24 protein-coding genes and 3 tRNA genes are annotated in these 24,472 nt (G+C 70.6%); 13 read left to right on the top strand and 14 right to left on the bottom strand.

All coding sequences use genetic code 11. The features are described 5' to 3' along the window. Window positions 1–32: 32 nt before the first annotated feature. The 4 genes from rpmG to M8C13_RS11505 form a co-directional block, all read right to left on the bottom strand. The gene (gene rpmG / locus M8C13_RS11520; RefSeq protein ID WP_252480515.1) at window positions 33–197 is read right to left on the bottom strand and encodes a 50S ribosomal protein L33; all 165 of its coding nucleotides are present in this window, start codon (window positions 195–197) and stop codon (window positions 33–35) included. Window positions 198–347: 150 nt separating this feature from the next. Further along, a tRNA-Met gene (locus M8C13_RS11515) sits at window positions 348–421 on the bottom strand. Between the two features lie 74 nt (window positions 422–495). Further along, window positions 496–568, bottom strand: a tRNA-Thr gene (locus tag M8C13_RS11510). A 94-nt stretch (window positions 569–662) separates the two neighbouring features. Further along, window positions 663–3,308 carry a bifunctional diguanylate cyclase/phosphodiesterase gene (locus M8C13_RS11505; protein WP_252480514.1) on the bottom strand — a complete coding sequence of 882 codons (2,646 nt, stop codon included), beginning with the start codon at window positions 3,306–3,308 and terminating at the stop codon, window positions 663–665. A 443-nt stretch (window positions 3,309–3,751) separates the two neighbouring features. Here M8C13_RS11505 and M8C13_RS11500 point away from each other — a divergent pair, with 443 nt between their 5' ends. Both M8C13_RS11500 and M8C13_RS11495 read left to right on the top strand, forming a co-directional pair. Further along, on the top strand, window positions 3,752–4,525 hold the full coding sequence (locus tag M8C13_RS11500; RefSeq protein ID WP_252480673.1) for an aldo/keto reductase: 774 nt from the start codon (window positions 3,752–3,754) through the stop codon (window positions 4,523–4,525). Window positions 4,526–4,647: 122 nt separating this feature from the next. Further along, entirely contained in the window at window positions 4,648–4,899 is a 252-nt protein-coding gene (locus M8C13_RS11495; protein WP_252480513.1) for a hypothetical protein, read from the top strand. On the opposite strand, the gene M8C13_RS45050 is transcribed toward M8C13_RS11495, so the two are convergent. Further along, window positions 4,896–5,732 carry a DivIVA domain-containing protein gene (locus M8C13_RS45050; protein WP_305883947.1) on the bottom strand — a complete coding sequence of 279 codons (837 nt, stop codon included), beginning with the start codon at window positions 5,730–5,732 and terminating at the stop codon, window positions 4,896–4,898. The genes M8C13_RS11495 and M8C13_RS45050 overlap by 4 nt on opposite strands. Window positions 5,733–6,078: 346 nt before the next feature. On the opposite strand from M8C13_RS45050, the gene M8C13_RS11475 reads away from it, so the two are divergent. Then, the gene (locus M8C13_RS11475; protein ID WP_252480512.1) at window positions 6,079–6,609 is read left to right on the top strand and encodes a hypothetical protein; all 531 of its coding nucleotides are present in this window, start codon (window positions 6,079–6,081) and stop codon (window positions 6,607–6,609) included. Between the two features lie 63 nt (window positions 6,610–6,672). Here the strand turns inward: M8C13_RS11475 and M8C13_RS11470 are convergent, their stop codons facing one another. The 3 genes from M8C13_RS11470 to M8C13_RS11460 all read right to left on the bottom strand — a co-directional run bounded on the left by M8C13_RS11470 (window position 6,673) and on the right by M8C13_RS11460 (window position 8,684). Further along, entirely contained in the window at window positions 6,673–7,929 is a 1,257-nt protein-coding gene (locus M8C13_RS11470; RefSeq protein ID WP_252480511.1) for a hypothetical protein, read from the bottom strand. Beyond that, window positions 7,926–8,435, bottom strand: coding sequence for a sigma-70 family RNA polymerase sigma factor (locus tag M8C13_RS11465; RefSeq protein ID WP_252480510.1), 510 nt, complete (start codon window positions 8,433–8,435; stop codon window positions 7,926–7,928). The genes M8C13_RS11470 and M8C13_RS11465 overlap by 4 nt, the downstream gene beginning before the upstream one ends. A 168-nt stretch (window positions 8,436–8,603) precedes the next feature. Beyond that, window positions 8,604–8,684 (bottom strand) — tRNA-Tyr (locus M8C13_RS11460). Between the two features lie 142 nt (window positions 8,685–8,826). Here M8C13_RS11460 and M8C13_RS11455 point away from each other — a divergent pair. Both M8C13_RS11455 and rfbA read left to right on the top strand, forming a co-directional pair. Further along, window positions 8,827–9,318, top strand: a complete 492-nt coding sequence (locus M8C13_RS11455) for a YajQ family cyclic di-GMP-binding protein (protein WP_252480509.1) — start codon at window positions 8,827–8,829, stop codon at window positions 9,316–9,318. A 128-nt stretch (window positions 9,319–9,446) separates the two neighbouring features. Next, window positions 9,447–10,337: a glucose-1-phosphate thymidylyltransferase RfbA gene (gene rfbA / locus M8C13_RS11450; protein WP_252480508.1), complete on the top strand. Its 891-nt coding sequence runs from the start codon at window positions 9,447–9,449 to the stop codon at window positions 10,335–10,337. Here rfbA and htpX read toward each other — a convergent pair. The 4 genes from htpX to M8C13_RS11430 form a co-directional block, all read right to left on the bottom strand. Further along, a complete protein-coding gene (gene htpX, locus M8C13_RS11445) occupies window positions 10,331–11,206 on the bottom strand; it encodes a zinc metalloprotease HtpX (RefSeq protein ID WP_252480507.1) in 876 nt (291 codons plus the stop codon). The genes rfbA and htpX overlap by 7 nt on opposite strands. A 71-nt stretch (window positions 11,207–11,277) precedes the next feature. After that, window positions 11,278–11,730 carry a 4Fe-4S binding protein gene (locus M8C13_RS11440; RefSeq protein WP_252480506.1) on the bottom strand — a complete coding sequence of 151 codons (453 nt, stop codon included), beginning with the start codon at window positions 11,728–11,730 and terminating at the stop codon, window positions 11,278–11,280. After that, complete coding sequence (locus M8C13_RS11435) at window positions 11,727–12,308, bottom strand: NADH-quinone oxidoreductase subunit C (protein ID WP_252480505.1); 582 nt, start codon at window positions 12,306–12,308, stop codon at window positions 11,727–11,729. Before M8C13_RS11435 ends, M8C13_RS11440 begins: the two co-directional genes overlap by 4 nt. Next, a complete protein-coding gene (locus tag M8C13_RS11430; protein ID WP_252480504.1) occupies window positions 12,305–12,721 on the bottom strand; it encodes an NADH-quinone oxidoreductase subunit B in 417 nt (138 codons plus the stop codon). The genes M8C13_RS11435 and M8C13_RS11430 overlap by 4 nt, the downstream gene beginning before the upstream one ends. A 134-nt stretch (window positions 12,722–12,855) precedes the next feature. Here M8C13_RS11430 and M8C13_RS11420 point away from each other — a divergent pair, with 134 nt between their 5' ends. The 3 genes from M8C13_RS11420 to M8C13_RS11410 all read left to right on the top strand — a co-directional run bounded on the left by M8C13_RS11420 (window position 12,856) and on the right by M8C13_RS11410 (window position 16,008). Next, window positions 12,856–13,614 carry a GntR family transcriptional regulator gene (locus M8C13_RS11420; protein WP_308202789.1) on the top strand — a complete coding sequence of 253 codons (759 nt, stop codon included), beginning with the start codon at window positions 12,856–12,858 and terminating at the stop codon, window positions 13,612–13,614. Between the two features lie 54 nt (window positions 13,615–13,668). Continuing rightward, entirely contained in the window at window positions 13,669–14,640 is a 972-nt protein-coding gene (locus M8C13_RS11415) for a hypothetical protein (RefSeq protein WP_252480503.1), read from the top strand. A 120-nt stretch (window positions 14,641–14,760) separates the two neighbouring features. Continuing rightward, a complete protein-coding gene (locus M8C13_RS11410) occupies window positions 14,761–16,008 on the top strand; it encodes a DNA sulfur modification protein DndB (RefSeq protein WP_252480502.1) in 1,248 nt (415 codons plus the stop codon). Between the two features lie 70 nt (window positions 16,009–16,078). On the opposite strand, the gene ddaH is transcribed toward M8C13_RS11410, so the two are convergent. Further along, window positions 16,079–16,963 carry a dimethylargininase gene (gene ddaH, locus M8C13_RS11405; RefSeq protein WP_374213057.1) on the bottom strand — a complete coding sequence of 295 codons (885 nt, stop codon included), beginning with the start codon at window positions 16,961–16,963 and terminating at the stop codon, window positions 16,079–16,081. Between the two features lie 74 nt (window positions 16,964–17,037). On the opposite strand from ddaH, the gene M8C13_RS11400 reads away from it, so the two are divergent. The 4 genes from M8C13_RS11400 (at window position 17,038) to M8C13_RS11385 (ending at window position 21,511) form a co-directional block, all read left to right on the top strand. Further along, window positions 17,038–17,490, top strand: a complete 453-nt coding sequence (locus M8C13_RS11400; RefSeq protein ID WP_252480501.1) for an Lrp/AsnC family transcriptional regulator — start codon at window positions 17,038–17,040, stop codon at window positions 17,488–17,490. Between the two features lie 61 nt (window positions 17,491–17,551). Continuing rightward, window positions 17,552–18,313: an enoyl-CoA hydratase gene (locus M8C13_RS11395; RefSeq protein ID WP_252480500.1), complete on the top strand. Its 762-nt coding sequence runs from the start codon at window positions 17,552–17,554 to the stop codon at window positions 18,311–18,313. Window positions 18,314–18,563: 250 nt separating this feature from the next. Then, on the top strand, window positions 18,564–20,444 hold the full coding sequence (locus M8C13_RS11390; RefSeq protein ID WP_252480499.1) for a 2-oxoacid:acceptor oxidoreductase subunit alpha: 1,881 nt from the start codon (window positions 18,564–18,566) through the stop codon (window positions 20,442–20,444). Next, window positions 20,441–21,511, top strand: coding sequence for a 2-oxoacid:ferredoxin oxidoreductase subunit beta (locus M8C13_RS11385; RefSeq protein ID WP_252480498.1), 1,071 nt, complete (start codon window positions 20,441–20,443; stop codon window positions 21,509–21,511). The genes M8C13_RS11390 and M8C13_RS11385 overlap by 4 nt, the downstream gene beginning before the upstream one ends. A gap of 63 nt (window positions 21,512–21,574) precedes the next feature. Here M8C13_RS11385 and M8C13_RS11380 read toward each other — a convergent pair whose 3' ends face one another. Further along, a complete protein-coding gene (locus M8C13_RS11380; protein WP_252480497.1) occupies window positions 21,575–23,389 on the bottom strand; it encodes a hypothetical protein in 1,815 nt (604 codons plus the stop codon). Between the two features lie 144 nt (window positions 23,390–23,533). On the opposite strand from M8C13_RS11380, the gene rarD reads away from it, so the two are divergent. Beyond that, entirely contained in the window at window positions 23,534–24,472 is a 939-nt protein-coding gene (gene rarD / locus M8C13_RS11375) for an EamA family transporter RarD (RefSeq protein WP_252480496.1), read from the top strand.

Raw genomic sequence — 24,472 nt, 5'->3', positions numbered from 1 at the left:
AGTGTTCAATACCCCACACCGGGGCCCTACACTCAGCGAGTCTCCTTGTGCGCACGGTGCGTGCCACAGTTAGGGCAGAACTTCTTGATCTCCAGACGATCCGGGTCGTTACGCCGGTTCTTCTTGGTGATGTAGTTCCGATGCTTGCACTCTTCACAGGCCAAGGTGATCTTAGGCCGAACATCAGTAGAAGCCACGAGGCAGCCCTCCCAAGGACAAAACGACCCCGCCACACGACGGGGGGTCCGGGGGCACACCCCCGGCTGGGGGTCTGGGGGCTCGGCCCCCAGTGTGATGCGAAGCGAGACCCGTCTGCCGCAAGGCAGACAGGGCTCACCCATCTCGCGTAGCGGTGGCCGGACTTGAACCGGCGACACAACGATTATGAGCCGTTTGCTCTACCAGGCTGAGCTACACCGCTATCCGAGGAGACCAGGTCCCCTCACACGGACAGGCCGTGGCGATCATTGGATGATCACCCCGGCCCACCCGTAGAGCCCCAATACGGAATCGAACCGTAGACCTTCTCCTTACCATGGAGACGCTCTACCGACTGAGCTATTGGGGCGTTGCGCTTGTCCTGCTTGGCGCTTCGGGCCCTCCGAGCGGGACGTGGAGAACTTTACAACAGCCCTCCCCCAGAAGCGAAATCGGGGGGTGGGTCACCTGACCAACGTGAGCACCATCTCGTCGTGACGGCCCCTGGCGCGCACCGTGCGGGCCCGCAGCCAGGCCTCGAAGCGGTCCTCCGGCAGCGGCCGGGAGATCAGGTAGCCCTGGGCAATGTCGCAGCCCATGCGCACCAGCGCCTCCTTTGCCGCGTCCTCCTCGACGCCCTCGGCGACCACCTGCAGGCCGAGGGAGTGGCCCAGCTCGACGATGGAGCGGACCACGGCCAGGTCGCCGAGGTCGGTGCCCATGCCGAGCACGAAGCTCTTGTCGATCTTGACCTCGTCCACCGGCAGCTGGCGCAGGTAGGCCAGCGAGGAGTAGCCGGTGCCGAAGTCGTCGACGGCCAGCACCACGCCGAGCCCGTGCAGCCTGCGCAGCACCGGCAGGCAGCGCTCCGGGTCGGCCATCACGCCGGACTCGGTGAGCTCGAAGGTCAGCAGCCGCGGCGGCACGTCGTGCCTGCTCAGCGCGTCGGCCACCTTGTCGGGGAAGGTCTCGTCCTCCAGGTTGCGCACGGACAGGTTGACCGCGACGGACAGTCGCAGCCCGCGGTCCAGCCACTTGCGGATGCGGATCAGCGCGCACTCCATGACGAACCCGGTGAGCGCGTCCACCAGGCCGGTGGCCTCCACCGCGGGCACGAACTCGTCCGGATCGACCCGGCCGAACTCCGGATGCACCCAGCGCACCAGCGCCTCCACCCCGACCACCTCGCGGCTGGGCAGGGCCACCTTGGGCTGGTAGTGCACCTGCACCTGGCCGCTGTCCAGCGCGTGCCGGAACTGGGTGACCAGCTGGAAGCGGCGCAGGAAGCCCTGGGTCATGCTGGGCAGGTAGCTGCGCACCGAGTCCCCGCTGGAGCGGGCCGCGCGCACGGCCACGTCGGCGTGCTGGAGCAGGGTGTCCACGTCCCGCACCGGGCTGCCGTCCTCGGCGATGGTGGGCACGTAGCCGACCACCGCGGTGGCCTCCACGGTGAGCCGTTCCACCGGGTAGGGCGCGGCGACCTGGGCGCGCAGCTTCTCCGCGATGCCGTGCGCGGCCTCGGTGGTGCAGTCGACCAGCAGCGCGGCGAAGGTGCCGCCCTCCAGCCTGGCCAGTGGCACGTCCGCGCCGAGCGCCTCCCGGATGCGGCGGCCGGCGGCGACCACCATCCGGTCGCCCCACGCGTGCCCGAGCGCGTCGCTGACCTGGCTGAGCACGTCCAGGTCCAGCCGGATGACCACCGAGCGCGGGGACTGCCGCAGCGGTTCGGCCGCGGCCTCGCGCAGGCCGGGCCGGTTGAGCAGGCCGGTCAGCGGGTCGTGGTAGGCGTCGTGCCGGAGCCGGGCGAGCAGCCGCCGGTTGTCCAGCGCGGTGGCCAGGTGGCTGGCCAGGGTGCGCAGCAACCGGACGTCGGCCCGGCCGAACCCGCGCCAGCGGCTGAGCCGGTCGTGCGTCTCCACCGCACCGAGCAGCTGGTGCGCGCCGCGCAGCGGGACCACCAGCGCCTCGTGCGCGCCGCGCCGGGTCAGCGCCTCGCGCACGTCGTCGGCGGCGTCCACGGTGCGGAAGTAGCGGACGTGGCTGCCGGGCAGCTGCAGCATCGGGTCGTCGCGCAGCTCCACCGCGTCGTTGGCAGGCGCGCCCTCGGGCAGCGGTTCGCCCGCGACCAGGCTGCGCACGCCGGCGGGCGGGTCGGGGCGCAGGTGCAGCACCACCCTGGTGGCGTTGAGCTGCTCGCGGATGCGCTCGGCGATCTGCTGCCACTCGACCGTGCTGGTCGGGGTGTGCAGCTCGGTGTAGCCGTTGTCCGCGCCGGTGGGTCTGCTGACCGCCTGCTGGCCGGAGCGGGCCACGGTGAGGCTGACGTCGCTGAGCGCCTCCAGGTCGCGCTGGTCGCGCAGCAGGCCGGAGTAGGCGCGGTAGAGCAGCACCAGCGCGGCCGAGACCAGCACCACCAGCACCCAGCCCCAGGCGGTGCTGCGCACGATCTCGTAGCCGACCAGGCCGGTGGAGGTGTTGAGCAGGCCGATGACCAGGGTGCGCAGGCCGAGCCGGGCGGCGCCGGCCACCCGCATCTCGCCGCCGAGCACGTACACCGCGGCCAGCGCGAAGATCACGCTGACCAGTGGGGAGGTGACCGTGCCGAACACCGCGCCCAGCCACTGCGGGCCGTCGGTGATGGCGCGCTGCACCAGGGTGGCCACGGTGAACGGGACCGCGATCTCCAGGCACATCACGCCGGCGTTGTAGATCACGTGGTCACCGCCGCGCCTGCCCAGCTGGGCGCCGAGCCCGGCGACCAGGTGCGCGGCCAGCACCACTTCGAACGGGGCCACCAGCAGGCCGATGACCAACGGGATCTCGGTGAAGGAGATGGTCCAGCCGACGGTGCGCACGTCGACGTCGATGGTCAGCTGCTCGGCCAGCAGGAAGGCCGCGGCCAGCAGCGGGCCGATCCAGAGCAGCTGCGGGTCGAGCTCGGTGGGCAGCCAGTAGGAGACCGCGGCCGCGGCGCTGACGCCGACCAGCAGCACGACCATGGAGAACCGGGTGAACGCCCGGCCGCGGGCGGCGTGGTCCAACGGGCTCGCCAGCGGACGCGGTGCGTCAGGGGGCGAGTCCGGGTCCAGTGGCCGTCGGCGATCCGACATCCACCCTCCTTACACCTCGATTTGCAGCTTGCAAACCGCATCAACAGCCGATCGTGACTGACGTACGGCCGCTTGACCAGAGCGATGACGGAGCGTTCTCACCCAACTGGCGAAGGCGCCCGGGTAGTGGTGTCACAGATGGGGGAGCAACGCAATGACACCGGGGGGTTTGACCTGCAACTTAGCCCGATCAGATGAAGGTCAACCGGCCCTGAGTGTGAACGTCTGGCCACCACAAGGGTCACTCCGCGTGGTTTCGGCCACAGCTCAGCGGCACCCCGGACGGCCGCACGCTCATCACCTCAACTGCTCAATGGCATCTTTTTCTCCTATTGGACTGCGGGAATGTCTCGAAGAAGAATCGGCCACATGACAAGCGGAGCACTTCCCACCGTCCCCCTCGGCCGCACCGGCATGAACATCACCAGGGTCGGCTTCGGCGCCTGGGCCATCGGCGGCGCGGGCTGGGCTCTATAACGGTCGGCCCTGACGAGCAGGCCTCCGCAACCTGGGGAGCCCAGGACGACGCCGACTCGATCGCCGCCATCCGGCACGCGGTCGCCAGCGGCGTCAACTGGATCGACACCGCCGCGGTGTACGGCCTCGGCCACTCCGAGGAGGTCGTCGCGGCCGCGCTGCGGGACATCCCGGCAGCCGAGCGCCCGTACCCGGCCACCGAGCCCACCGCCGTGGCCGCGCCGGCCAGCATCCGCCGCGAGGTGGAGGGGTCGCTGCGCAGGCTGGGCACGGAGCGGATCGACCTGTACCAGGTGCACTGGCCGGCCAGGGACGGCACGAGCCTTGAGGAGTACTGGCAGACGCTGCTGGAGCTCAAGGCGGAGGGCAAGATCCGCGCCGCCGGACTGTCCAACCACAGTGCGGAGCAGCTGACCCTGGCGGAGAAGCTGGGGCACGTGGACACCCGGCAGCCGCCGTTCTCCGCGATCCAGCGGGACGCGGCCGCCGAGGAGCTGCCGTGGTGCGCCGCGCACGAGACCGGGGTGATCGTCTACAGCCCGATGCAGGCCGGTCTGCTCACCGGCGCGTTCAGCCGGGAACGGGCGGCCGCGCTGCCCGCTGACGACTGGCGCTCGCGCAGCGACCACTTCACCGGCGCGGGGCTGACCGCGAACCTGGCGCTGGCCGAGGCGGACCTGGCGGAGATCACCGAGGCGATCATCAGCACCGGCGCGGGCAGCGGTCCGGCACGGCCCTGACACGGCCCGGACACGATCGGCAACGGCCAGGACACAGGACGGTGACGCCGGTTAACCCCGCCACGACTGTCCACGATGGACAGACCACCTGGAGATCAACAATCAACAGGAGGTCCGGCTTCGTGGAGGTTCGCATCACGCACATCCACCTGAGCGGTGGCGAGACCTACCGGCACATCCAGTCGGTGCGCTGGCAGAACGCCGACAACAGCAGTGAGTGGGACACCGACAGCACGGCCACCATGGTCAGCCGCCTCCGCCGCGGCTGGCGGATGTTCGTCTGGAGCGGCTGGAACAAGGTGGAGGTGACGGCGGCCGGCGGCCGGTACCTCAGCACCGAGGCGGGCGAGCTGATGAAGCTGCCCCGGTTCTAGCCGGTGTTCTTCTGGCCGTAGCGGCGGCGCAGGTGCACCTCGACCAGGTTGAGGAAGGCGTCCACCTCGTCCGGGTCGTAGCCGGAGCCGGTGTGCTCGGTGAACCGGACCCGGCGCACGTCGTGCGGGGTGAGCGTGTCCGCGCCGAGCAGGGTGCCCTCGATCCGGTCCAGGAAGGCGTCCACCTCGTCCTCGTCGTAGCCGCGGCGGTCGCCCCCGGCCAGGTGGAACCCGACGTTGTGCACGTCCTCGGCGGTCAGCGCCGCCGGGGACGGGCCACCGCGCACCGGGACCAGCTGGGGCCGGGGCGCCGCGGCCCGCTGCAAGGCCACCGCGACCTGGTCCAGGAAGGCATCCACCCCGCCCCGGTCGTAGCCACCCCGCCCCACCGGCGCCGCCGAGAACTCCACCGCCTGAACCTGTTGCGGCGTCAGGTTATCCGCCCCGCGCAGGGTCGCCTGCACCCGCGCCAGGAAGGCGTCCACCTCACGCTCGTCGTAGCCGACCGCGCCCGGCTTGGGCCGCTGGAACCCGACCTCGGCCACGTCCGCGGCGGTCAGCCTGCCCTGCTCGGCCAGCGCCCGCTTCTCCAGCACCGTGGCCACCAGATCGAGGAACAGCTCGACCTCGTCCCGGTCGTAACCGTTGCCGTCCACCGGCGCCGGCGGGAACCGCACCTTCAGCACGTCCTGCGCGGTGATGCCGTCCTGCCCGCGCAGGGTGTCCTCGATCCGCGCCAGGAACGCGTCCACCGGCGGCTCGTCGTACCCCTTCACATCCGACGGCGGCCGGTGGAACCGGACATCACGCACGTCCTCGGGAGTCAGCGTCATGGCGCCTCCAGGAGACCTAAGTGCGGCCATACTGCCCCGGTTTCGACACGACGGAACTCCGCCTGTCGGCCCAGCCACACACCCCCATACGGATGGCGGCGGCAGACGGTTCACCCGCCGCCCAAGGGCGTGGTGATGGGCCGCCTAAACCACTCGCATTGTTGGCAACGCTCGTTCACTCGAATGGGGGCACCACAGCCAGAATCGCTCCACTAACTTCGCTAATGCCCATGACGGGCGATCACAGGGGGTTGCCCGATTGTCAGCCGGGCGAATCGGTCAGCTGCGCGCGTAGTTGACCGCATGTTTCAGGGGGGTTTGTTTTCTCATGTCATTGAGAAGTCGCGTGTGCACGGCCGCTATCGGTATTGCCGCGGTCATCACCACAGTGGTGGCGCCTGGTGCGGCGCTCGCCGAGGGCTCCGCACCCCGGCCAGTGGAGCAGGCCCAGATCGTGTCCACCGGCCATCTCCCAGGTGTGCCGGTCATCGAGCTGGTGGAGGGGGAAGCACCGAAGGTCTCCGGAGGCGACCGGTCCGTCACGGCGACCCGGCTGCCGTTCAACTACAACTTCAACTTCGCCCGCACGCTGGACTCGCGCAATTTCTGGCCGTCTGGGCACGGAAAGGCGTGCGTCGCACTCCGCATGACGAGTACGACCAACCCCGACGACTGGGGTAAAACTCTCACGGTCCAGATGTGGGACGCCGATGGCTGGGACACGCAGGTCGGTTCCGATATCGGCTATCTGATGGACGGCAATTACCGCGGATACTGCTGGACCGCACTGAGACTGGACCACGAACACTATTTCAAGCTGGTCAAGTCGTTTGGCCCGAGCACGATCAAGGGTGACGGCTCGGCCACGGAGAACTGATCGACTCACGACTGGTTCCCGGTGTGGGGCAGGCTCGCTGGGCCTGCCCCACACCCCTGTCGCTCAGCGGCGACCGCTGATGATCACCACGGTCCCGCCGCGATCCGGTTCGGCCAGCCGGTCCACTCGCCAGGCACCGGCGCCGCTGGCCAGTCTGCCCAGGTTGACCAACAGTCCCGGCCGGGCGGGGTCGGTGAGCACCACGCGGTTGCCCGCCGCCGGTTCGGTGCCACCGCTGGGCTCGAACAGCAGCTCGCCGCGGGCCCCGGGACGCAATGAACCGGGGATGCCCGAGATCGCGACCTGAACGCGGCTGCCCGGCGGCAGGGCCGTCAGACCGGTGTCCACCGTGGCCGTGTCCCCTTCGACCGCACTGACCACACCGACCAGACCGGTCGGGCCAGCCACCAGATCTCCGATGGCCACCGGGTGGCCCGGTTCGGGGCGGATCCGCGCCGTACCGGGACCGGTCAGCGCCTCCAGCGTGCCTGCCTGGACCGCCGGGTCCGCGGTGCCGGCGGCCAGCGGCTCCGTCGTCCGCGTGCTCCCGGAGGACAGTGTGAGCCGGGTGTTCCAGGCGCCGGCTCCGGCGGGCAGCACCGCCCAGATCGCGGCGTCGGCCGACCGGTTGCCGTCGGTCAGCTCATGGTCCACGGCGCTGGTGGTGAAGCCGAGCCCGTCCTTGCCGGGGGCCGCGAGCGCGAACGTGAGGACCTCCCCCTCGGCAGCCGGTTCGTCCTGCCGGTCGGGTTGTGCGGCGGCGAAACCGATCGCGGACACCTCCGGTCTGACCTCGGCCACCGCGCGGAGCAGCAGGCGCTCCCGGTCCGGTGGCCGGGCGGTCAGCGCGCTGGTCACGAACGCCACCCTGGTGCGGCCGTCCGGTCCGGACGCGGACAGCGCGACCACCAGCACGTTGCGCCGCAGGCCGGTGGAGGCCTGGGCGAAGAGGAGGTGCACCCGGTCGGCCTGGGCGATGCCGCGTCCGGCCTGCCGCCACACCTGTTCGGCTCGCCGCGACAGGTCCTGGTCCGCCGCCAGCTCGCCGCGGGCCGGCCACTGACCAACTGGAGCCGCCGCCGTCACCCGCTCCGGCGCGGGCGCGCCGCCCAGGACGGACCAGAGGCCGGCTGTCGTCAGGACCACGGTGGCCACCACGGCCAGCAGTGCCACCCGCTGCCTGCGCTGCTCGGACCGCCTGCGACGGCATGCCTTGATCACCTCGTCCACCTGACCGGCCCGCAGTTCGGGCCCGAGCCGCGCGGTGGCCAGCTCCACCCGCAGCCGCGACTCCACCAGGTCCTGTTCCGGTGCGTTCACCACAACTCCCTCCCCCTGCCCACGGGCAGCGCGCTCCCCGGCGGCACCCCCCACGACTCCCTGATCCGAGCCAGTCCCCTGCTGGTCAGCGACTTCACCGTGCCCACCGTGCAGCCGAGCTCCCTGGCGGCCTGAGGCTCGGACAGGTCGAAGAGGAACCGGGCCACCACCGCGGCCCGTTGTCTCGGCGGCAGCAGTCGCAGCACCGCGAGGACGTCGCCACGCTCGGCCACCGACGGCGAGAAGTCCTCCACTCGCTCAGGCGCCGGGGTGATCCGCCACTGCTTGCGGGCGGCGGCGCGGAGGAACTCGTGCAGCACCGCCTTGCGGGCATAGGCCATCTGGTTGTCCGCGACGACGCGCCGCCATCGGCGCAGGCAGCGCAACAGCGCCTCTTGCACGACCTCCTCGGCGTCCCACCGGCTGCCGGTCAGGATCAGGGCGTAGCGCAACAACTGTTCGTACCGTTCCCGGACGAAGTCGTCGAACTCCCCGTCGGCCTCCACCGCACACCCCCTCCCGTTGCCTGGACCTTCCCCCTACAGGCCCTAGACCCGGTGAAGGCACGGAACGGTTGCCACCCCATTCGGGTGACGTGACTGGCTCAGCGTGCGAACAAACGAGAACACCCCCGTGACCTGTTCTTACCGGTCACGGGGGTGTTCTCGCTGGTGTGGCAGGTGAAGGATTCGAACCTTCGGAGCTTTCGCGACGGATTTACAGTCCGCTCCCTTTGGCCACTCGGGCAACCTGCCAGTGCAGCTGATCTCTCGGCTGCAGGAAGCAGCTTACATACCCCTGGGCAGGGGCGTGCAAGCGGGTATCCAGCGGGTACCGTCTTGGCCCTCAGGAGCCTCTTCGGGGGCTTGAGTTCACAGCTGGGAGAGGTGCGGCAACGTGGCGGACCCGTCATTCGACGTGGTGAGCAAGGTCGAGCGGCAGGAGGTGGACAACGCGGTCAACCAGGCCACCAAGGAGCTGTCCACCCGGTTCGACTTCCGGGGTGTCGACGCGAAGGTCAACTGGGTCGGTGAGGACGGGATCGCGATCCAGGCGGAGACCGAGGAACGGTGCCTGGCGGCGATCGAGGTGCTCAAGGAGAAGCTGATCAAGCGGGGGATCTCGCTCAAGGCGTTCGAGGTGGGCGAGCCGCAGCTGTCGGGGAAGATCTACAAGGTCACCGGCAAGGTCATCGAGGGCATCGCATCGGACAAGGCCAAGGAGATCGCCAAGGCGGTCCGGGACGAGGGTCCCAAGGGCGTCCAGGCGCAGATCCAGGGTGACCAGCTGCGGATCACCGGCAAGAAGAAGGACCACCTGCAGGACGTCATCGCGATGCTCAAGTCCAAGGACTTCGGGATCGCGCTGCAGTTCACGAACTACCGCTGACGCGCGGGCCGCCCCGGCCGCGCGCCGGGGCGGCCAAGCGGGGATGGCATCGAACACTCTTCAACCGCAGCTCCACCCATCTGGACTACCGTGGTTTTCACCAGCGTCGGTAGGACAAGGTGGGGGCGATGAAGGGGATCATCCTGGCCGGGGGCAGCGGGACTCGGCTGCACCCGATCACCCAGGCGGTGTCGAAGCAGCTGCTGCCGGTCTATGACAAGCCGATGGTGTACTACCCGCTGTCCACGCTCATGCTGGCCGGCATCCGGGAGATCCTGCTCATCTCCACGCCCGCCGACCTGCCGATGTTCCAGCGACTGCTGGGCGACGGCTCCCAGTTCGGGCTGCGCCTGTCCTACGCCGAGCAGCCCCAGCCGAACGGGCTGGCCGAGGCGTTCATCATCGGCGCCGACTTCGTGGGCGACGACGACGTGGCGCTGGTGCTCGGCGACAACATCTTCTACGGCCAGGGCTTCTCCCGGCAGCTCCAGCAGCTGGTCGGCGGCCTCGACGGCTGTGTGCTCTTCGGCTACCCGGTCAAGGACCCCGAGCGCTACGGCGTCGGCGAGGCGGACGCGGACGGCAACCTGGTCTCCATCGAGGAGAAGCCGAAGCGGCCCCGGTCCAACCGGGCGATCACCGGGTTGTACTTCTACGACAACGAGGTGGTCCGGATCGCCAAGGAGCTGACCCCGTCGGCCCGGGGCGAGCTGGAGATCACCGACGTCAACCTGGCCTACCTCAAGCAGGGCCGGGCCAAGCTGCTCGACCTGGGCCGCGGCTTCGCCTGGCTGGACACCGGCACGCACGACTCGCTGCTGGAGGCCGGGCAGTTCGTGCAGGTGCTGGAGCACCGGCAGGGCGTGCGGATCGCCTGTCTCGAGGAGATCGCGCTGCGCATGGGCTACATCGACGCCGACGCCTGCTACGCGCTGGGCGCGGCGCTGGCCAAGTCGGGTTACGGCCAGTACGTGATGGACGTGGCGCTCAACGCCGGCGCCAGCCCGGCGGCTCAGTAGCGGCCGTAGCCGCCGCTGCGGGCCATCTCCTCCAGCCGCCGGATCCGGTCCTCGATCGGCGGGTGGGTGGAGAACCAGCGCGCCATCGACTCGCCCGCCCGGAACGGGTTGGCGATCATCAGGTGGGACTGGGACATCAGCTGCGGTTCCGGCGCCAGCGGCGCGGCCTGGGTGCCGAGCTCCAGCTTGCGCAGGGCCGAGGCCAGCGCGAGCGGGTCGCCGGTGAGCGCCGCGCCTGACTCGTCCGCCTGGTACTCCCGCGAGCGGCTCACCGCGAGCTGCACCACGCCGGCGGCCACCGGGCCGAGGATGGCGATCAGCAGCACCGCCAGCGGGCCTGGCCGGTCCTCGTCGCTGCCGCCGAAGAACCCGGCGAACATGGCGATGTTGGCCAGGAAGGTCACCACGCTGGCCAGCGCGCCGGCCACCGAGGAGATCAGGATGTCCCGGTTGTAGACGTGCGCCAGCTCGTGCCCGAGCACCGCGCGCAGCTCGCGCTCGTCCAGCAGCTCCAGGATGCCGGTGGTGCAGCAGACCGCGGCGTTGCGCGGGTTGCGCCCGGTGGCGAAGGCGTTCGGCGCGGCGGTCGGGCTGAGGTACAGCCGGGGCATCGGCTGCCGGGCCGAGGTGGCCAGCTCGCGCACGATCCGGTACATCCCCGGCTGCTCCCACTGGGAGGCTGGCCTGGCGTGCATGGCGCGCAGCGCGAGCTTGTCGGAGTTGAAGTACGCGTAGGCGTTGACCGCCAGCGCGCCGAAGAGCGCGACCCACAGCCAGACGCCGCCGAAGAGCGAGCCGACCAGGATGATCAGCGCACTCAGCCCGCCGAGCAGCAGGGCCGTCTTGAGCCCGTTGTAGTGACTTCGCATGGTCCCTTCGGCCTCCTCCCGGCCTCGTCGGACGAACCGGCCTACTGATGAGTCAACGTGTGAAAGGGGCGTCAGGTTCCTGGGCGGCCCGGCCTGCCGCCCCTGGGCGCGGCCTCCGGGGCCGGTTCGGCCGCCGGGTCCAGCGGTGGCGGCGGGGGCGCGGCGGCCACCCACTCGCCCAGCCGGTCCCGCTCGTGCACCAGTTCGGCGACCGCGCCCTCGCCCTCGGCCGACCCGGTGCCGGGATAGCCGAAGTCGGGGGCCCAGTGCAGGGCGTCGAACGGGCAGACCTCCACGCAGATCCCGCAGTAGAGGCACTGGCCGTAGTCGATGGCGAAGCGGTCCAGCACGTTGACCTGCCGCGGCCGGGCGGCGCCTGGCGGTTGCACGGTCTCGGTGTGCGAGGTGATGTGGATGCACCAGTCCGGGCACTCCCGCACGCACAGCATGCAGACCGTGCAGTTGGCCTCCAGCAGCGCGATGACCCCTCGGGTCCGCGGCGCCAGGTCCTCGGGATCGGTCACTGGTCTCCCTCTTCTCGACGCGGTCCCCACTCGGGGCCGGGCACTCCTGGCGGCGCGATCCGCCTGCGGCTGGGCGCGCCGGAGCCGTCCTCGCCGGGCTCCAGCCTGCCCGGCCACGGCCGCACCACCCTGGCGGCCAGCACGAAGTCCTTGCGCAGCGGGTGCCCGGCGAAGGAGTCCGGCAGCAGCAGCCGTCGTGGGTCCGGGTGCCCGGTGAGCTCCAGGCCGAACATCTCGGCCGCTTCCCGCTCGTGCCAGGCCGCGCCCGCCCACACCCCGGCCACGCTGGGCAGCGGCGTGCCCGAGGGCACCTCGGTGCGCAGCAGCAGGCCGGTCCACGGGCCGGGCCGCAGCACGTGCAGGGTCACCGCGTGGGTGGCGCCGGCCGCGCCGGGGCGACCGGCGTCCTCCGCACCCAGCCAGTCGAACAGCGCGCAGCCCAGGTCCGCGCGGGCGTGCCGGGCCGCGGCGGCCCAGGACGCCACCGGCACGTGCGCGGTGCTCTGCCCGAAGGCCGTCTTCACGGTGACTCCCGGCAGCAGCGCGGCCAGCTCCTCGGCCGTGGCCAGCGCGGTCATGCCCGCACCAGCTTGTGCAGCGCGACCATGCCCTCCAGCAGCGCCTCCGGGCGCGGCGGGCAACCGGGCACGGCCACGTGCACCGGGAGCAGCTGGTCGATGCCCTTGGTGACCGCGTAGGAGTCCCAGTACGGGCCGCCGGTGTTGGAGCAGGCGCCGACGGAGAGCACGTACTTCGGTTCGGGCATCTCGCGGTAGGTGGCCAGGATCGCGGGCAGCATCACGTCGGTCACCGTGCCGGAGACCACCAGCACGTGCGCACGCTCCGGCCCCCCGGTGGGTTCGATGCCGTACCCGGCCAGGTCGGCGCCGTGCAGGGCGGCCATGACCTCCACCCCGCAGCAGGCGAGGCCGAGATCAAGGACGGTGACCTGGTAGGAGGTCCCCCAGTCCAGCTCAACAGCGGTGTTCACAGCTGCCGAGGGTAAAAGACCGCCCACTTGGAGCAGCGATTGACATGGGTTTTGTAGGCGGACCGTAGCTAGTTGATTACGGAAAGAGAGTACCCTGGCCAACGGCAACTGCGACTCGAGAGGGGCCGATCCCAGTGGCTGAGGCGGGCTCTGCGTACCGGGTTAAATTCCGCGGCATAGCCGACGAGCTCCGATCCGCGATCTCCTGCGGCAAGTACCCGCCCGGCTCGCGCCTCCCCGGCGAGAACGAGCTCATGGAGCGGCACGGCGCGGCGAGGATGACGGTTCGGGCGGCGTTGGAGGTTCTGAAGAACGAGGGTCTGACCTGGTCCCGCCGGGGCTCGGGGGTCTACGTCCGGGACGACCGGCCGATCAGGCGCAACTCGCCGCAGCGCCTGCGCGGGGACCGCAGCGCGTCCTGGCCGAGCCGGTGGGAGACCGACCTGACCGGCCGGACGCTGACCATCGACAGCGTCGAGGTGGCCGAGGAGCAGGCGCCGCACTACGTGGCGCGGGTGCTCGGGCTACACGAGCCGGCCAGGGTCTGGGCGCGGCGGCGGCGCAACCTGGTGGACGGTCACCCGGTGATGCTCTCGGTGTCCTACTTCCCGGCCTCGCTGGTCGCCGGTTCGGCGCTCACCAGGGCCAATCCGGGTCCTGGCGGGGTGTACGCCCGGCTCCGCGAGCTGGGCAAGCCTGCCGCGGCCTTCCGGGAGGAGATCCGGGCCAGGATGCCGCGCGGCGAGGAGTCCAAGGCGCTGCGGCTGGAGCCGGGCACCCCGCTGGTGGTGATCGTGCGCACCGCCTTCACCACCACCGGCGAGGCGATCGAGGTCACCGAGATGACCTTGGACGCGGGTTCCTACGTGCTGGAGTACGAGTTCCCGGCCTGAGCAGCAGGACGTAACGCCGGTCGCGGCGGCCTCGACACCGATCCCGAGGTGGACGTGGCAGAGAACCAGAGCCCGGAAGACGGGCAGCGGCGACCGGCACCGAGCTTCGCCGACTGGCGCAAGGAGCTGTTCACCGCCTCCACCGCGCTGGTGGGCCTGGTGACCGTGACGGTCACCGGGTTCAAGGTGGACCCGACGACCCCGGACGGCCGCCGCGTGCTGACCGTGGTGGTGCTGTTCGGCGTTGGCGCCTACCTGCTGGTGTGGCTGGCCTGGGGCCGCAGGCACGGCCGTCACGGCAGGCGGCGCAGCCTGCTGCTGGCCGTCGGCTGTGTGCTCGCGCTGGCCGGTGGGCTGGTGCTGGCGCTGCCCCGCGCCGAGTCCTCCGGCCAGCCGCCTGGCGCGTCCCAGGGCGGGGGCGGCGGGCAGACCAGTGGGCCGGCCACCGACGCCCCGCCGAGCTCGACCTCGGCCGGACAGCCGGGCAGCAGCACGCCCGGCCCCAGCTCGAGTCCCAGCGGCCTGCCGGGGCAGCCATCGCCCACCGCAGGCCGCACGACCGGCTCCGCGACCAGCTCACCGCAGCGGCCCGGCCCGTCCCCCAGCACCACCGACCGCCTGCTGGACGGCCCCGGCCCGACCACCGGACAGGCGCCGCCGGTGAGCCACCAGCACGAGGTCACGCTGAACACCACGCCCGGCGACGACTCGGTCTGGATCGACTACTGGCGCCAGCAGCACGAGCAGGACGGCGACCTGAACATGGACCGGAACGGGATCTTCACCGCGCTGGGCGCGAAGTTGACCGTCATGTCCGGCAGCGCGGAGCCGGACTGGTTCGCCTGCCGCAACGCCACCGGCATGACCACCCGCGCGGAGTTCTCCGCGCTGCGGGTGGACGGGCACCTGTGCGCCCGGAGCCGGGAGGGTCGCTACGCCCGGCTCCGGGTGATCGCACTGCCGACCTCGCCGAAGAGCAACGGCCGGTTCATCTTCTACGGCCTGGTGTGGCACCGAGGGCCGTGACGATCAGCTGCGGATGCAGCCCAGCTATCCCGAAGTTCTCCATATTTACGCGCTAGTTGGCACGTAATACGCGCCAAGGTGACCTTGCCTTGGCGTTGCAAACACGTAAGAGGGGATTACATGACCAGATCGATCTTCGAGTCGGATACCGAGCCGATCGAGCATGCGTCTATCCAGGCGGCTATGGACGCGGCCAACGCCGCAGCCGCGGCATCGGGCGGGCGCGCCTTCCCCTGCACCGTGTTTCGCCAGGGACAACGCCTGATGTTGTCGACCAGTTTCCCGCTGGCCTTCGTGCGCCGTCACGTACAGCCCGACTCGGCCATCAAGGGCAGCAGTCCTCGTGGCGCCACAAACCGGCCACTCATCCCGGATCACGTGCGCTCGATTCGGGACTACCTGAGCGCGAACCCCAGCCAGTACATCCTGCCGCCGGTCACCCTGAACGTTCGCCGACTGCCCGCACTGCACATCCCGAAGGGCAACTTCGCGGTACGGATCGGCTACATGGTTGTTGATGACACCACGATCTTCCACGTGACCGACGGTCAGCACCGGATCGCAGCGATCGCCGGACACCGCACAGGCAAGTCGCCCACTCCGGGACTCCTGGACGGCGAGGACGGCACCTTCCACAACGACGGGTTGGCAGTTCTGATCGTTGTCGAGCCTGAGCTCCCGAGGATCCATCAGGACTTCGCCGACGCGGCCCAAACGAAGCAGATCCCAGCCAGCCTCCTGGCCGTCTACAACACCCGCGAACCGGTGAACCGCGTCCTGACCTCGATCGTCGACAGGTGCAGCCTTTTCCGGGACCGGATCGACGAGACGTCCAAGACTCTGCCCAAGCTCTCGCAGTCCATCTTCCTTCTGAACCAGGTTCGAGGACTGGTGAAGGAGCTGCTGTTCCGGGACTACGCGCTGTCCGAGGACAACCTGTCCCGACGAGCACCGGCGGTGATCGGCACCGAAGAGCAGCAGGAGGTGTTCATCGCTCAAGCAGTCCAGTTGATTGAGACGCTGACCGCGAACATGCACCCGTGGTCGGAAATCGCCAAGATCCCCACTGCGGGCGGCGAGGCGAACAAGATCCCGGATTTCCGGAGTAGCCACGTCAACATGACTGCCACCGGGCTGGTCATCATCGGCCGGGTCGCATGGGAGATCAACAAGCTGTCGTCCGAGCAGGAGCGAGTGGCGAAGTACGTCGAGCTGGCACAGGCCATCGACTGGCGCAGGGACGCGCCGATCTGGGACGGAAACGTGGTCGCCGCAGGGGGCAAGATCGTCACGTTGCGCGGCCCTGTGGACACCGCCGCCAGGAAAGTCATGGCGCAGCTTGGGATCAGCAGCGAACTTCCCTTGTGAGGCATGCCTCATAAGGGAAGTGAAGGGCCCGGCCTTGCTTGCCAGACCGGGCCCTTCACAGCTCAACGGATCAGCCGCGCAGCTCCATCGTGCAGCACTTCGGGCCGCCGCCGGACTTGCGGAGCTCGGAGATGTCCACGTACCTCGGGTCGAAGCCGCGCATCGCCAGGCGTTCGCCGAGGGCGGTGGCCTCGGTGGGCAGGATGACGTTGCGGCCGTCGGAGACCGCGTTGAGGCCGAGGCAGGCCGCGTCCTCGGCGGTGGCCAGCACGGCGTCCGGGAACAGCCAGCGCAGCACCTGCTGGGAGCCGGTGGAGAAGGCCTCCGGGTAGTAGACGACCAGGCCCTGCTCCGGGCGGTCGTCGAGCACCGCGAGCGCGGTGTCCAGGTGGTAGTAGCGCGGGTCGACCAGCTGCAGCGAGACCACCGGGACGCCGAGCACCTCCTGGGCCTCGGCGTGCGCGCCGGGGTCGGTGCGGAAGCCGGTGCCTGCCAGCAGCAGGCGGCCGGTCCAGGCGAAGTCGCCCTCGGCCTCGTTGACGCTGGCGGGCATGACCACGTCGCGGTAGCCGTTGGCCAGGAACCACTGGCGGAAGTGCTCGGCCTCGTCCGCGCGCTGCGGGGCGCGGAAGCGGGCGCCCAGCACCCGGCCGTCGACCACGGTGCCGGAGTTGGCCGCGAAGACCATGTCGGGCAGGCCGGGGGCGGGCTCGATCACCTCGACCTGGTGGCCGAGGGACTCGTAGGCGGATTTCAGGGCAGTCCACTGCTCCAGCGCCCGGTCCGCGCTGACCGGCTGGCTGGGGTCCATCCAGGGGTTGATCGAGTACTCCACCGTGAAGTAACGCGGCGGGCACATCAGGTAACGACGACGAGTCGGCGTGCGGACCGCCGGGGCGGTGGTCGCGGAGGTCTCCACCGAGGCGGCGGGCGAGACGTCGAGAGCGGAGGACATGATTCGAAATGTAAATGGCCACCTGACGTTCGTTCAACACCGCATTGTGCCCGGATTGGGGCAGAATGTTGCGCATGGACACCATCGACCATCGAATCATTTCGTGCCTGGTCGCCGACGCCCGATCGAGCTACGCGGAGATCGGTTCCAGCGTCGGTCTGTCCGCCCCCGCGGTGAAGCGCCGGGTGGACAAGTTGCTGGATACGGGCGTGTTACGTGGCTTCACCGCGGTGGTCGACCCGGAGGCGCTCGGCTGGGGCACCGAGGCCTTCGTGGAGGTGCACGGGCAGGGCAACGTGACCCCCGGCAAGATCCGCGCCGGGCTGGAGTCGCTGCCCGAGGTGGTCGCCGCCTACACCGTCTCCGGCTCGGCCGATGCCATCGTGCACCTGCGTGCCGGGGACATCCACCACCTGGAGACCGCGCTGGAGCGGCTGCGCGCGCTGGACTTCGTGGACCGCACCGTCTCCACGGTCATCCTCTCCACCCTGCTGGAACGGCCGCCCGCGCCGGAGCCCCCTCGCTGAAGAGGCGTAAATCACCGGCCGGATCGGCAATTGGCCACTCCGATGCGGCAGGATCACCGCCATGTCAGCTGAGGTGCTCCTGGAGCAGCGCGACCGGGTGGCGATCATCACGGTCAACGCCCCCGACCGCCGCAACGCCCTGACCCCGGCCAGCTCCACCCGCCTCGCCGAGGCGGTCACCGCCTGCGAGCAGAACGGCGACATCCACGCCGTGGTGGTCACCGGCGCCCCGCCCGCCTTCTGCGCGGGCGCGGACCTGACCGCGCTGGGCGAGTCCCGCGAGGCCGGGCTGCGCACCATCTACGCCGGGTTCCTGGCAGTGGCCAACTGCGCGCTGCCCACCATCGCCGCGGTGAACGGGGCCGCGGTCGGCGCGGGCCTGAACCTGGCGCTGGCCTGCGACGTGCGGCTGGCCGGCCCGCTGGCCCGCTTCGACGCCCGCTTCCTGCAGTTGGGCATCCACCCCGGCGGCGGCATGACCTGGATGCTGAACAAGATCGTCGGCCCGCAGACCGCGACCGCGATGGCGCTGTTCGGTCAGGTCCTGGACGCCGAGGCGGCCGAGAAAGCCGGCCTGGTGTGGGCACGGACACCAGGTGAACCGGCAGATGTGGTGGCCGCGGCGGTAGAGCTGGCGGCGGCTTCTGCCGGAGCGCCCCGGGAACTCGTGCTGGCCACCAAGCAGTCCATGCGCCGCACCGCCGCGGTGACCGAGCACGCCGAGGCGGTGGAGGTCGAGCTGGTCTCCCAGCTCATCTCCATGAACAGCCCGGCCTTCGCCGAGCGCCTGGCCGCGATGAAGGCCCGGATCAGCGGGAAGTGACTGTTACTCTGGAGTAACACCCAGCCTCGGCACGACTATGTGGGATGGCGCGTGTGACGTGCGTCTCTCTAGTGATAACACGGCAAGGGCACCCTTACCGTGTTCGAAGCGTTGTCAAGGCAGTACCAGCAACTCCGATCCGTGAGTTCCCCGACGCTGACGGTCCCTGACGCGGACTACCCTCGTTGGGGGGCATCGGTTTTCGATGGCCGATGCAGGCGCGTGAGGTGAAGAGAGGGATCGCGAGCCCATGAGTGTGAGCACCGAGGGCCACGAGACCGCGGAGGTCCGCAAGCTCGACCGAGTGGTCATCAGGTTCGCCGGCGACTCCGGTGACGGCATGCAGCTGACCGGAGACCGGTTCACATCGGAGGCAGCGGCCTTCGGCAACGACCTGGCCACGCTGCCCAACTTCCCCGCCGAGATCAGGGCGCCTGCAGGAACCCTGCCCGGGGTGTCCAGCTTCCAGCTGCACTTCGCCGACTACGACATCCTCACGCCGGGCGACCGGCCGGACGTCCTGGTCGCGATGAACCCCGCGGCGCTGAAGTCCAACATCGCCGACCTGCCGCACGGCGGCATCCTCATCGTCAACACCGATGAGTTCAACAAGCGCAACCTCAGCAAGGTCGGCTACGCCGCGGACCCGCTCGAAGACGGCTCGCTGGAGCCCTACGTCGTGCACAAGGTCGCCATGGCCACCCTGACCCGCGGCGCGCTGGAACCCACCGGGCTGTCGAAGAAGGACGCCGAGCGCGCGAAGAACATGTTCGCGCTGGGCCTGCTGTCCTGGATGTACCACCGGCCGACCGAGGGCACCGAGCGGTTCCTGCGGGAGAAGTTCGCCAAGAAGCCGGACATCGCCGAGGCCAACGTGCTGGCCTTCCGCACCGGCTGGAACTACGGCGAGACCACCGAGGCCTTCGCGGTGACCTACGAGGTCGCCCCGGCCAAGCTGGCCCAGGGCACCTACCGCCAGATCACCGGCAACACCGCGCTGGCCTACGGCATCGTCGCCGCCGGGCAGCGCTCGGAGCTGCCGGTCTTCCTCGGCACGTACCCGATCACGCCGGCCTCGGACATCCTGCACGAGCTGTCCCGGCACAAGAACTTCGGCATCACCACCTTCCAGGCCGAGGACGAGATCGCCGGTATCGGCGCGGCGCTGGGCGCGGCCTACGGCGGCGCGCTGGGCGTGACCACCACCTCCGGTCCCGGTATCGCGCTGAAGTCCGAGACCATCGGCCTCGCGGTGATGACCGAGCTGCCGCTGCTGGTGGTCGACGTGCAGCGCGGCGGCCCGTCCACCGGGCTGCCCACCAAGACCGAGCAGGCCGACCTGTTGCAGGCCATGTTCGGCCGCAACGGCGAGGCGCCCGTTCCGGTGCTGGCCCCGGCCACGCCCGCGGACTGCTTCCAGATGACCATCGACGCCGCGCGGATCGCGCTGAAGTACCGCACGCCGGTGCTGCTGCTCTCCGACGGCTACATCGCCAACGGGTCGGAGCCCTGGCTCATCCCGGACGTGGACACCCTGCCCGACCTGCGGGTCTCCTTCGCCACCGAGGTCAACGCGCCGGACGGCTCCGGCGAGTTCTGGCCTTACCTGCGCGACCCGGAGACCCTGGCCCGGCCGTGGGCCGTGCCGGGCACGCCCGGTCTGGAGCACCGAATCGGTGGTCTGGAGAAGGGCGACGGCCAGGGCAACATCTCCTACGACCCGGACAACCACGACAAGATGGTCCGCCTGCGCCAGGCCAAGATCGACGGCGTGGACGTGCCGGACCTGGTGGTGGACGACCCGACCGGCGACGCCGAGGTGCTCGTGGTCGGCTGGGGTTCGACCTACGGCCCGATCGGCGCGGCCGCGCGCCGGGTCCGCAGGCTCGGCCTCAAGGTCGCGCACGCGCATCTGCGGCACCTCAACCCGTTCCCGAAGAACCTGGGTGAGGTGCTGGGCAGCTACCGCAAGGTGCTCGTCCCGGAAATGAATCTCGGCCAGCTCGCGTTGTTGTTGCGGGCCAAGTACCTGGTGGACGCGGTCAGCCACACGAAGGTGGCGGGCACGCCGTTCAAGGCCGAAGAGCTCCAGGACGTGTTCACCGAGATCATCCAGGGGGTCAAGGCATGACCACTGTCGACATCGGGTTGCCGATCATCGGCGGCCTGGACGGTGTTCCCACCACGGACGAGAAGCAGACCGCGAAGGTCTTCAAGTCCGACCAGGAGGTGCGCTGGTGCCCCGGGTGTGGTGACTACATCATCCTCAACGCCATGCAGAGCTTCCTGCCGGAGCTGGGGCTCAAGCGGGAGAACATCGTCTTCGTCTCCGGGATCGGCTGCTCCTCGCGGTTCCCGTACTACATGAACACCTACGGGGTGCACTCCATCCACGGCCGCGCCCCGGCCATCGCCACCGGGCTGTCGGTGTCCCGGCCGGACCTGTCGGTGTGGGTGGTCACCGGTGACGGTGACGCGCTCTCCATCGGCGGCAACCACCTGATCCACGCGCTGCGCCGCAACGTCAACCTGAAGATCCTGCTGTTCAACAACCGGATCTACGGGCTGACCAAGGGGCAGTACTCGCCGACCTCGGAGGTCGGCAAGGTCACCAAGTCCACCCCGATGGGCTCGCTGGACCACCCGTTCAACCCGATCTCGCTGGCGCTGGGCGCGGAGACGAGCTTCGTGGGCCGGGCGCTGGACTCCGACCGGGCCGGGCTGACCGACGTGCTGCGGCAGGCCGCCCAGCACCGGGGCAGCGCGCTGGTGGAGATCTACCAGAACTGCCCGATCTTCAACGACGGCGCCTTCGACGTGCTCAAGGAGCCGGGCGAGAAGGACCGGCGGATCATCCCGCTGGAGCACGGCAAGCCGATCCGCTTCGGCGCCGAGGGCGAGTTCGGGGTGATCCGGGAGGGTCAGCACGGCTCGTTCGTGGTGCGCAAGGTGGACGAGGTCGGCGAGGACGCGCTGGTGGTGCACGACGCGACCCTGCAGGACCCCAGCTACGCCTTCGCGCTGTCCCGGCTGGGCGGGCAGAACCTGGACTACACCGTGACCGGTGTGTTCCGCTCGGTGCCCCGCCCGACCTACGACGACCAGGCGCGCAACCAGGTCCAGCAGGCCGTGCAGAGCAAGCCGGCCGACCTGGCCGGGCTGCTCCGCGGCAAGGACACCTGGACCGTGCTGGCCTGACACAGCAACAAAAAAAGCCCCCCGGTGCGTCCGGGGGGCTTTTTCGTGTCACTGCTTGTCGTGTCACTGCTTGTCGGGGTCGATCACCGGCTCGAACAGCGAGCGGGACCGCTCACCGCGCGGCGGCGTGGTCGGCTCGGCCGGGGCCACCGGCGGGGGCGGGGGCTGCTCGGCCGGGGTGACCGGGCGCGGCGGGGCGGGCGGCACCGGCGGCATCTGGCGCGGCGGCGCGGGCACCGAGGGCGGCACCGGCGGCGCGTTGTTGCCCGAGCTGGCGGCCAGGTGCTGGAAGTAGGCGGTGTCCCTGGCCTGGAGCTCCTGCGGCGGCAACGGCCGCGGCGGGAACTGCGGCGGCGCCACCCGCTGGGCGGGCCGCGGCGGGCGGGACGGCCGGTGGTCGGCCAGCTCGGTGTCGGTGACGTCCAGCTCCGGCGGCGCGCTCACCTGCGGCGCGGGCGGGGCGGGCGAGGGCACGGGACGCTGGGCCTGGCGCGGCTCGGGGTCTTCTTCCAGGGCGTCCAGGATCTCGCTCTTGGCGATGCCGTAGGCCGGGGTCTCCGCCTCGAAGAACAGCGGGCGCTCGTCCTCGTCGGACTTGGCGGGCTGGGCGGCCGGTTCCGGGGTGCGGACCGGGGCGAAGATCGCGGTGGTGGGCTGGTCGGAGCCGCGCGGGGACTGCTGGGCGGCGGTGGGCTGGTCGTCGACGTCCTCCGGGGTGGACCACTGCTGGGTGGCGGCCGGGGCTTCGGGCTGGGTCTCGCGCTGGGTTTCGCGCGGCGCCGGGGGCTCGGGCTGGGCCGGGGCTTCGGACTGGGCGGCGGTCCAGGTCAGCTCGGCAGGCTCGTCGGCGTCGTGGCGGGACCACTGCTGGGTGGGCTGCTGGGCCGGGGCGGGCTCGTCGGCCGGGGGCTGGGCGGCTGAGGGCTGAGCGACCGGGGGCTGGACGGCTGGGGGCTGGGCGGACCAGCACTCGGTCGGGGCGGGGGCTTCGTCCTCGCGCGGCTCGGGCTCGATGCGCTGGGTGGACCACTGCTGGGTGGGGGCGGGCTCCGGGCGCTCGTCCTCGGCGCGGTGGGCCGACCACTGCTGGGTCTTGGCGGGCTCGGGGCGGCGCGGGGCCTCCTCCGCCGGCTGGCGGTCGTCCTCGGCGCGCGCGGTGGACCACTGCTGGGTGGGCGCGGACTCGGGGCTCTCGTCCTCGGCACGCTGGGCCGACCACTGCTGCGTCTTCGCGGGCTCCGGGCGCTCATCTTCGGCGCGCTGCGCGGACCACTGCTGCGTCTTCGCGGGCTCCGGACGCTCATCTTCGGCGCGCTGGGCCGACCACTGCTGCGTCTTCGCGGGCTCCGGACGCTCATCCTCGGCGCGCTGCGCGGACCACTGCTGCGTCTTCGCGGGCTCCGGACGCTCATCCTCGGCGCGCTGCGCGGACCACTGCTGCGTCTTCGCGGGCTCCGGACGCTCATCCTCGGCGCGCTGCGCGGACCACTGCTGACTGGGGGCGGGGCTGGGCTGGGACCAGGTGGGTTCGCGGCGGCGTTCCCAGGGGGCCTCGGACTGGGTGGTGGGTTCGTGGGCCGGGTCGGGGGTGAACAGGCTGGTCTTCGGCTGGGCCGGCAGGACCGTGGTCTGCTCGGAGCTGCTGGTGACCGGGCGTGGGGCGGCCACGGGGGTCTGCATGGGCTCGAAGACGATGTCGTCGTCCTCGTCGTGCTTGCGCACCACCGTGGGCGGCGGTTGCGGCCTGCGGGACCGTTCCTCTTCCAGCGCGGCCAGCTCGCGGCGGGCGGGGGTGACGAAGAGCACCCAGGTGGCCAGGCCACCGATCACGAATGCGAGCAGGCTCCACAGCCAGACCTGCCCGAACAACGACGACACCGCGACATCCCTCCGGCCTTCTCCATACCTTGGGCGAACCCTAACGCGCAGGGCCGTCCGCCGCGTCCTGTTGACCAGGTGGCGGTAGTTGTATGTGACGAAGTTACTTGTTGAGCGAACAGCTCCGCGGCGTAGGCTCGGCTGGTGCCGTCCTCGCCCTCGTCCTCGGCCGGTGCGGCCGGGCTGGCGTGCGGGGCGGGCGCGTACGTGCTGTGGGGTTTCTTCCCCGCCTTCTGGCCGCTGCTGACGCCCGCCGGTCCCGTGGAGATCCTGGCCCACCGGCTGGCCTGGACCCTGGCCGTCATGGCGTTGGTCACCCTGCTCCTCCGCCGCGGCAAGATCCTGCTGAGCCTCTCCCCCGTCACCTGGGCGCTGGCCGCCGCCGGGGCAGCACTCATCGCGGTGAACTGGGGCACCTACATCTACGGGGTGACCAGCGGGCAGGTCGTGGAAACCTCGCTGGGCTACTTCATCAACCCGCTGGTCTCGGTGCTCTTCGGCGTGCTGGTGTTCAACGAGCGGCTGCGCTGGCCGCAGTGGGTCGCGGTGGCCGTCGGCGGCGCCGCGGTGTGCGTGCTGACCGTCGAGCACGGGCAGGTGCCGGTGATCGCGCTGGTGCTGGCCGCCAGCTTCGGCACCTACGGGCTGCTGAAGAAGACCACGAAGCTGGCCGCGGTGGACTCGCTGACCGCGGAGAGCGTGGTGCTGGGCCCGCCCGCGATCGTGTTCCTCATCTGGCTGGGTCTGGCGGGGCAGGGCACCTTCCTCGGCGCGGGCACGGCGCACGACGTGCTGCTGGCGGTCACCGGGCCGATCACCGCGCTGCCGCTGCTGCTGTTCAACGTGGCCGCGCGCCGGGTCTCCATGACCACGCTGGGCATCCTGCAGTACCTGGCGCCGATCCTGCAGTTCGCCTGGGGCGTGCTGGTCATGCGTGAGCCGATGTCGCCGGGCCGGTGGACCGGGTTCGCGCTGGTGTGGGTGGCGGTGCTGGTGTTCACCGTGGACGGGGTGCGCGCGGCCAGGGCCACCAGGGCGGCGACGCTGCGGAGCCGGGCGGAACCGGCCCCGCAGATCACCTGA

Source organism: Crossiella sp. SN42 (assembly GCF_023897065.1).
In the GTDB taxonomy this organism is placed as follows: Bacteria; Actinomycetota; Actinomycetes; order Mycobacteriales; family Pseudonocardiaceae; genus Crossiella.
Note: the sequence above shows the minus strand (reverse complement) of the source record. Positions and strands in the feature narration are given on the sequence as shown.

Excerpts from the sequence above, each read along its gene's own strand:
- M8C13_RS11505 (WP_252480514.1), bottom strand. The coding sequence starts at position 3,308 with ATGTCGGATCGCCGACGGCCACTGGACCCGGACTCGCCCCCTGACGCA.
- M8C13_RS11410 (WP_252480502.1), top strand. The coding sequence starts at position 14,761 with ATGACCAGATCGATCTTCGAGTCGGATACCGAGCCGATCGAGCATGCG.
- M8C13_RS11435 (WP_252480505.1), bottom strand. The coding sequence starts at position 12,308 with ATGACCGCGCTGGCCACGGCCGAGGAGCTGGCCGCGCTGCTGCCGGGA.
- M8C13_RS45050 (WP_305883947.1), bottom strand. The coding sequence starts at position 5,732 with ATGACGCTGACTCCCGAGGACGTGCGTGATGTCCGGTTCCACCGGCCG.
- ddaH (WP_374213057.1), bottom strand. The coding sequence starts at position 16,963 with ATGTCCTCCGCTCTCGACGTCTCGCCCGCCGCCTCGGTGGAGACCTCC.
- M8C13_RS11400 (WP_252480501.1), top strand. The coding sequence starts at position 17,038 with ATGGACACCATCGACCATCGAATCATTTCGTGCCTGGTCGCCGACGCC.
- M8C13_RS11390 (WP_252480499.1), top strand. The coding sequence starts at position 18,564 with ATGAGTGTGAGCACCGAGGGCCACGAGACCGCGGAGGTCCGCAAGCTC.
- M8C13_RS11385 (WP_252480498.1), top strand. The coding sequence starts at position 20,441 with ATGACCACTGTCGACATCGGGTTGCCGATCATCGGCGGCCTGGACGGT.
- rfbA (WP_252480508.1), top strand. The coding sequence starts at position 9,447 with ATGAAGGGGATCATCCTGGCCGGGGGCAGCGGGACTCGGCTGCACCCG.
- M8C13_RS11395 (WP_252480500.1), top strand. The coding sequence starts at position 17,552 with ATGTCAGCTGAGGTGCTCCTGGAGCAGCGCGACCGGGTGGCGATCATC.
- htpX (WP_252480507.1), bottom strand. The coding sequence starts at position 11,206 with ATGCGAAGTCACTACAACGGGCTCAAGACGGCCCTGCTGCTCGGCGGG.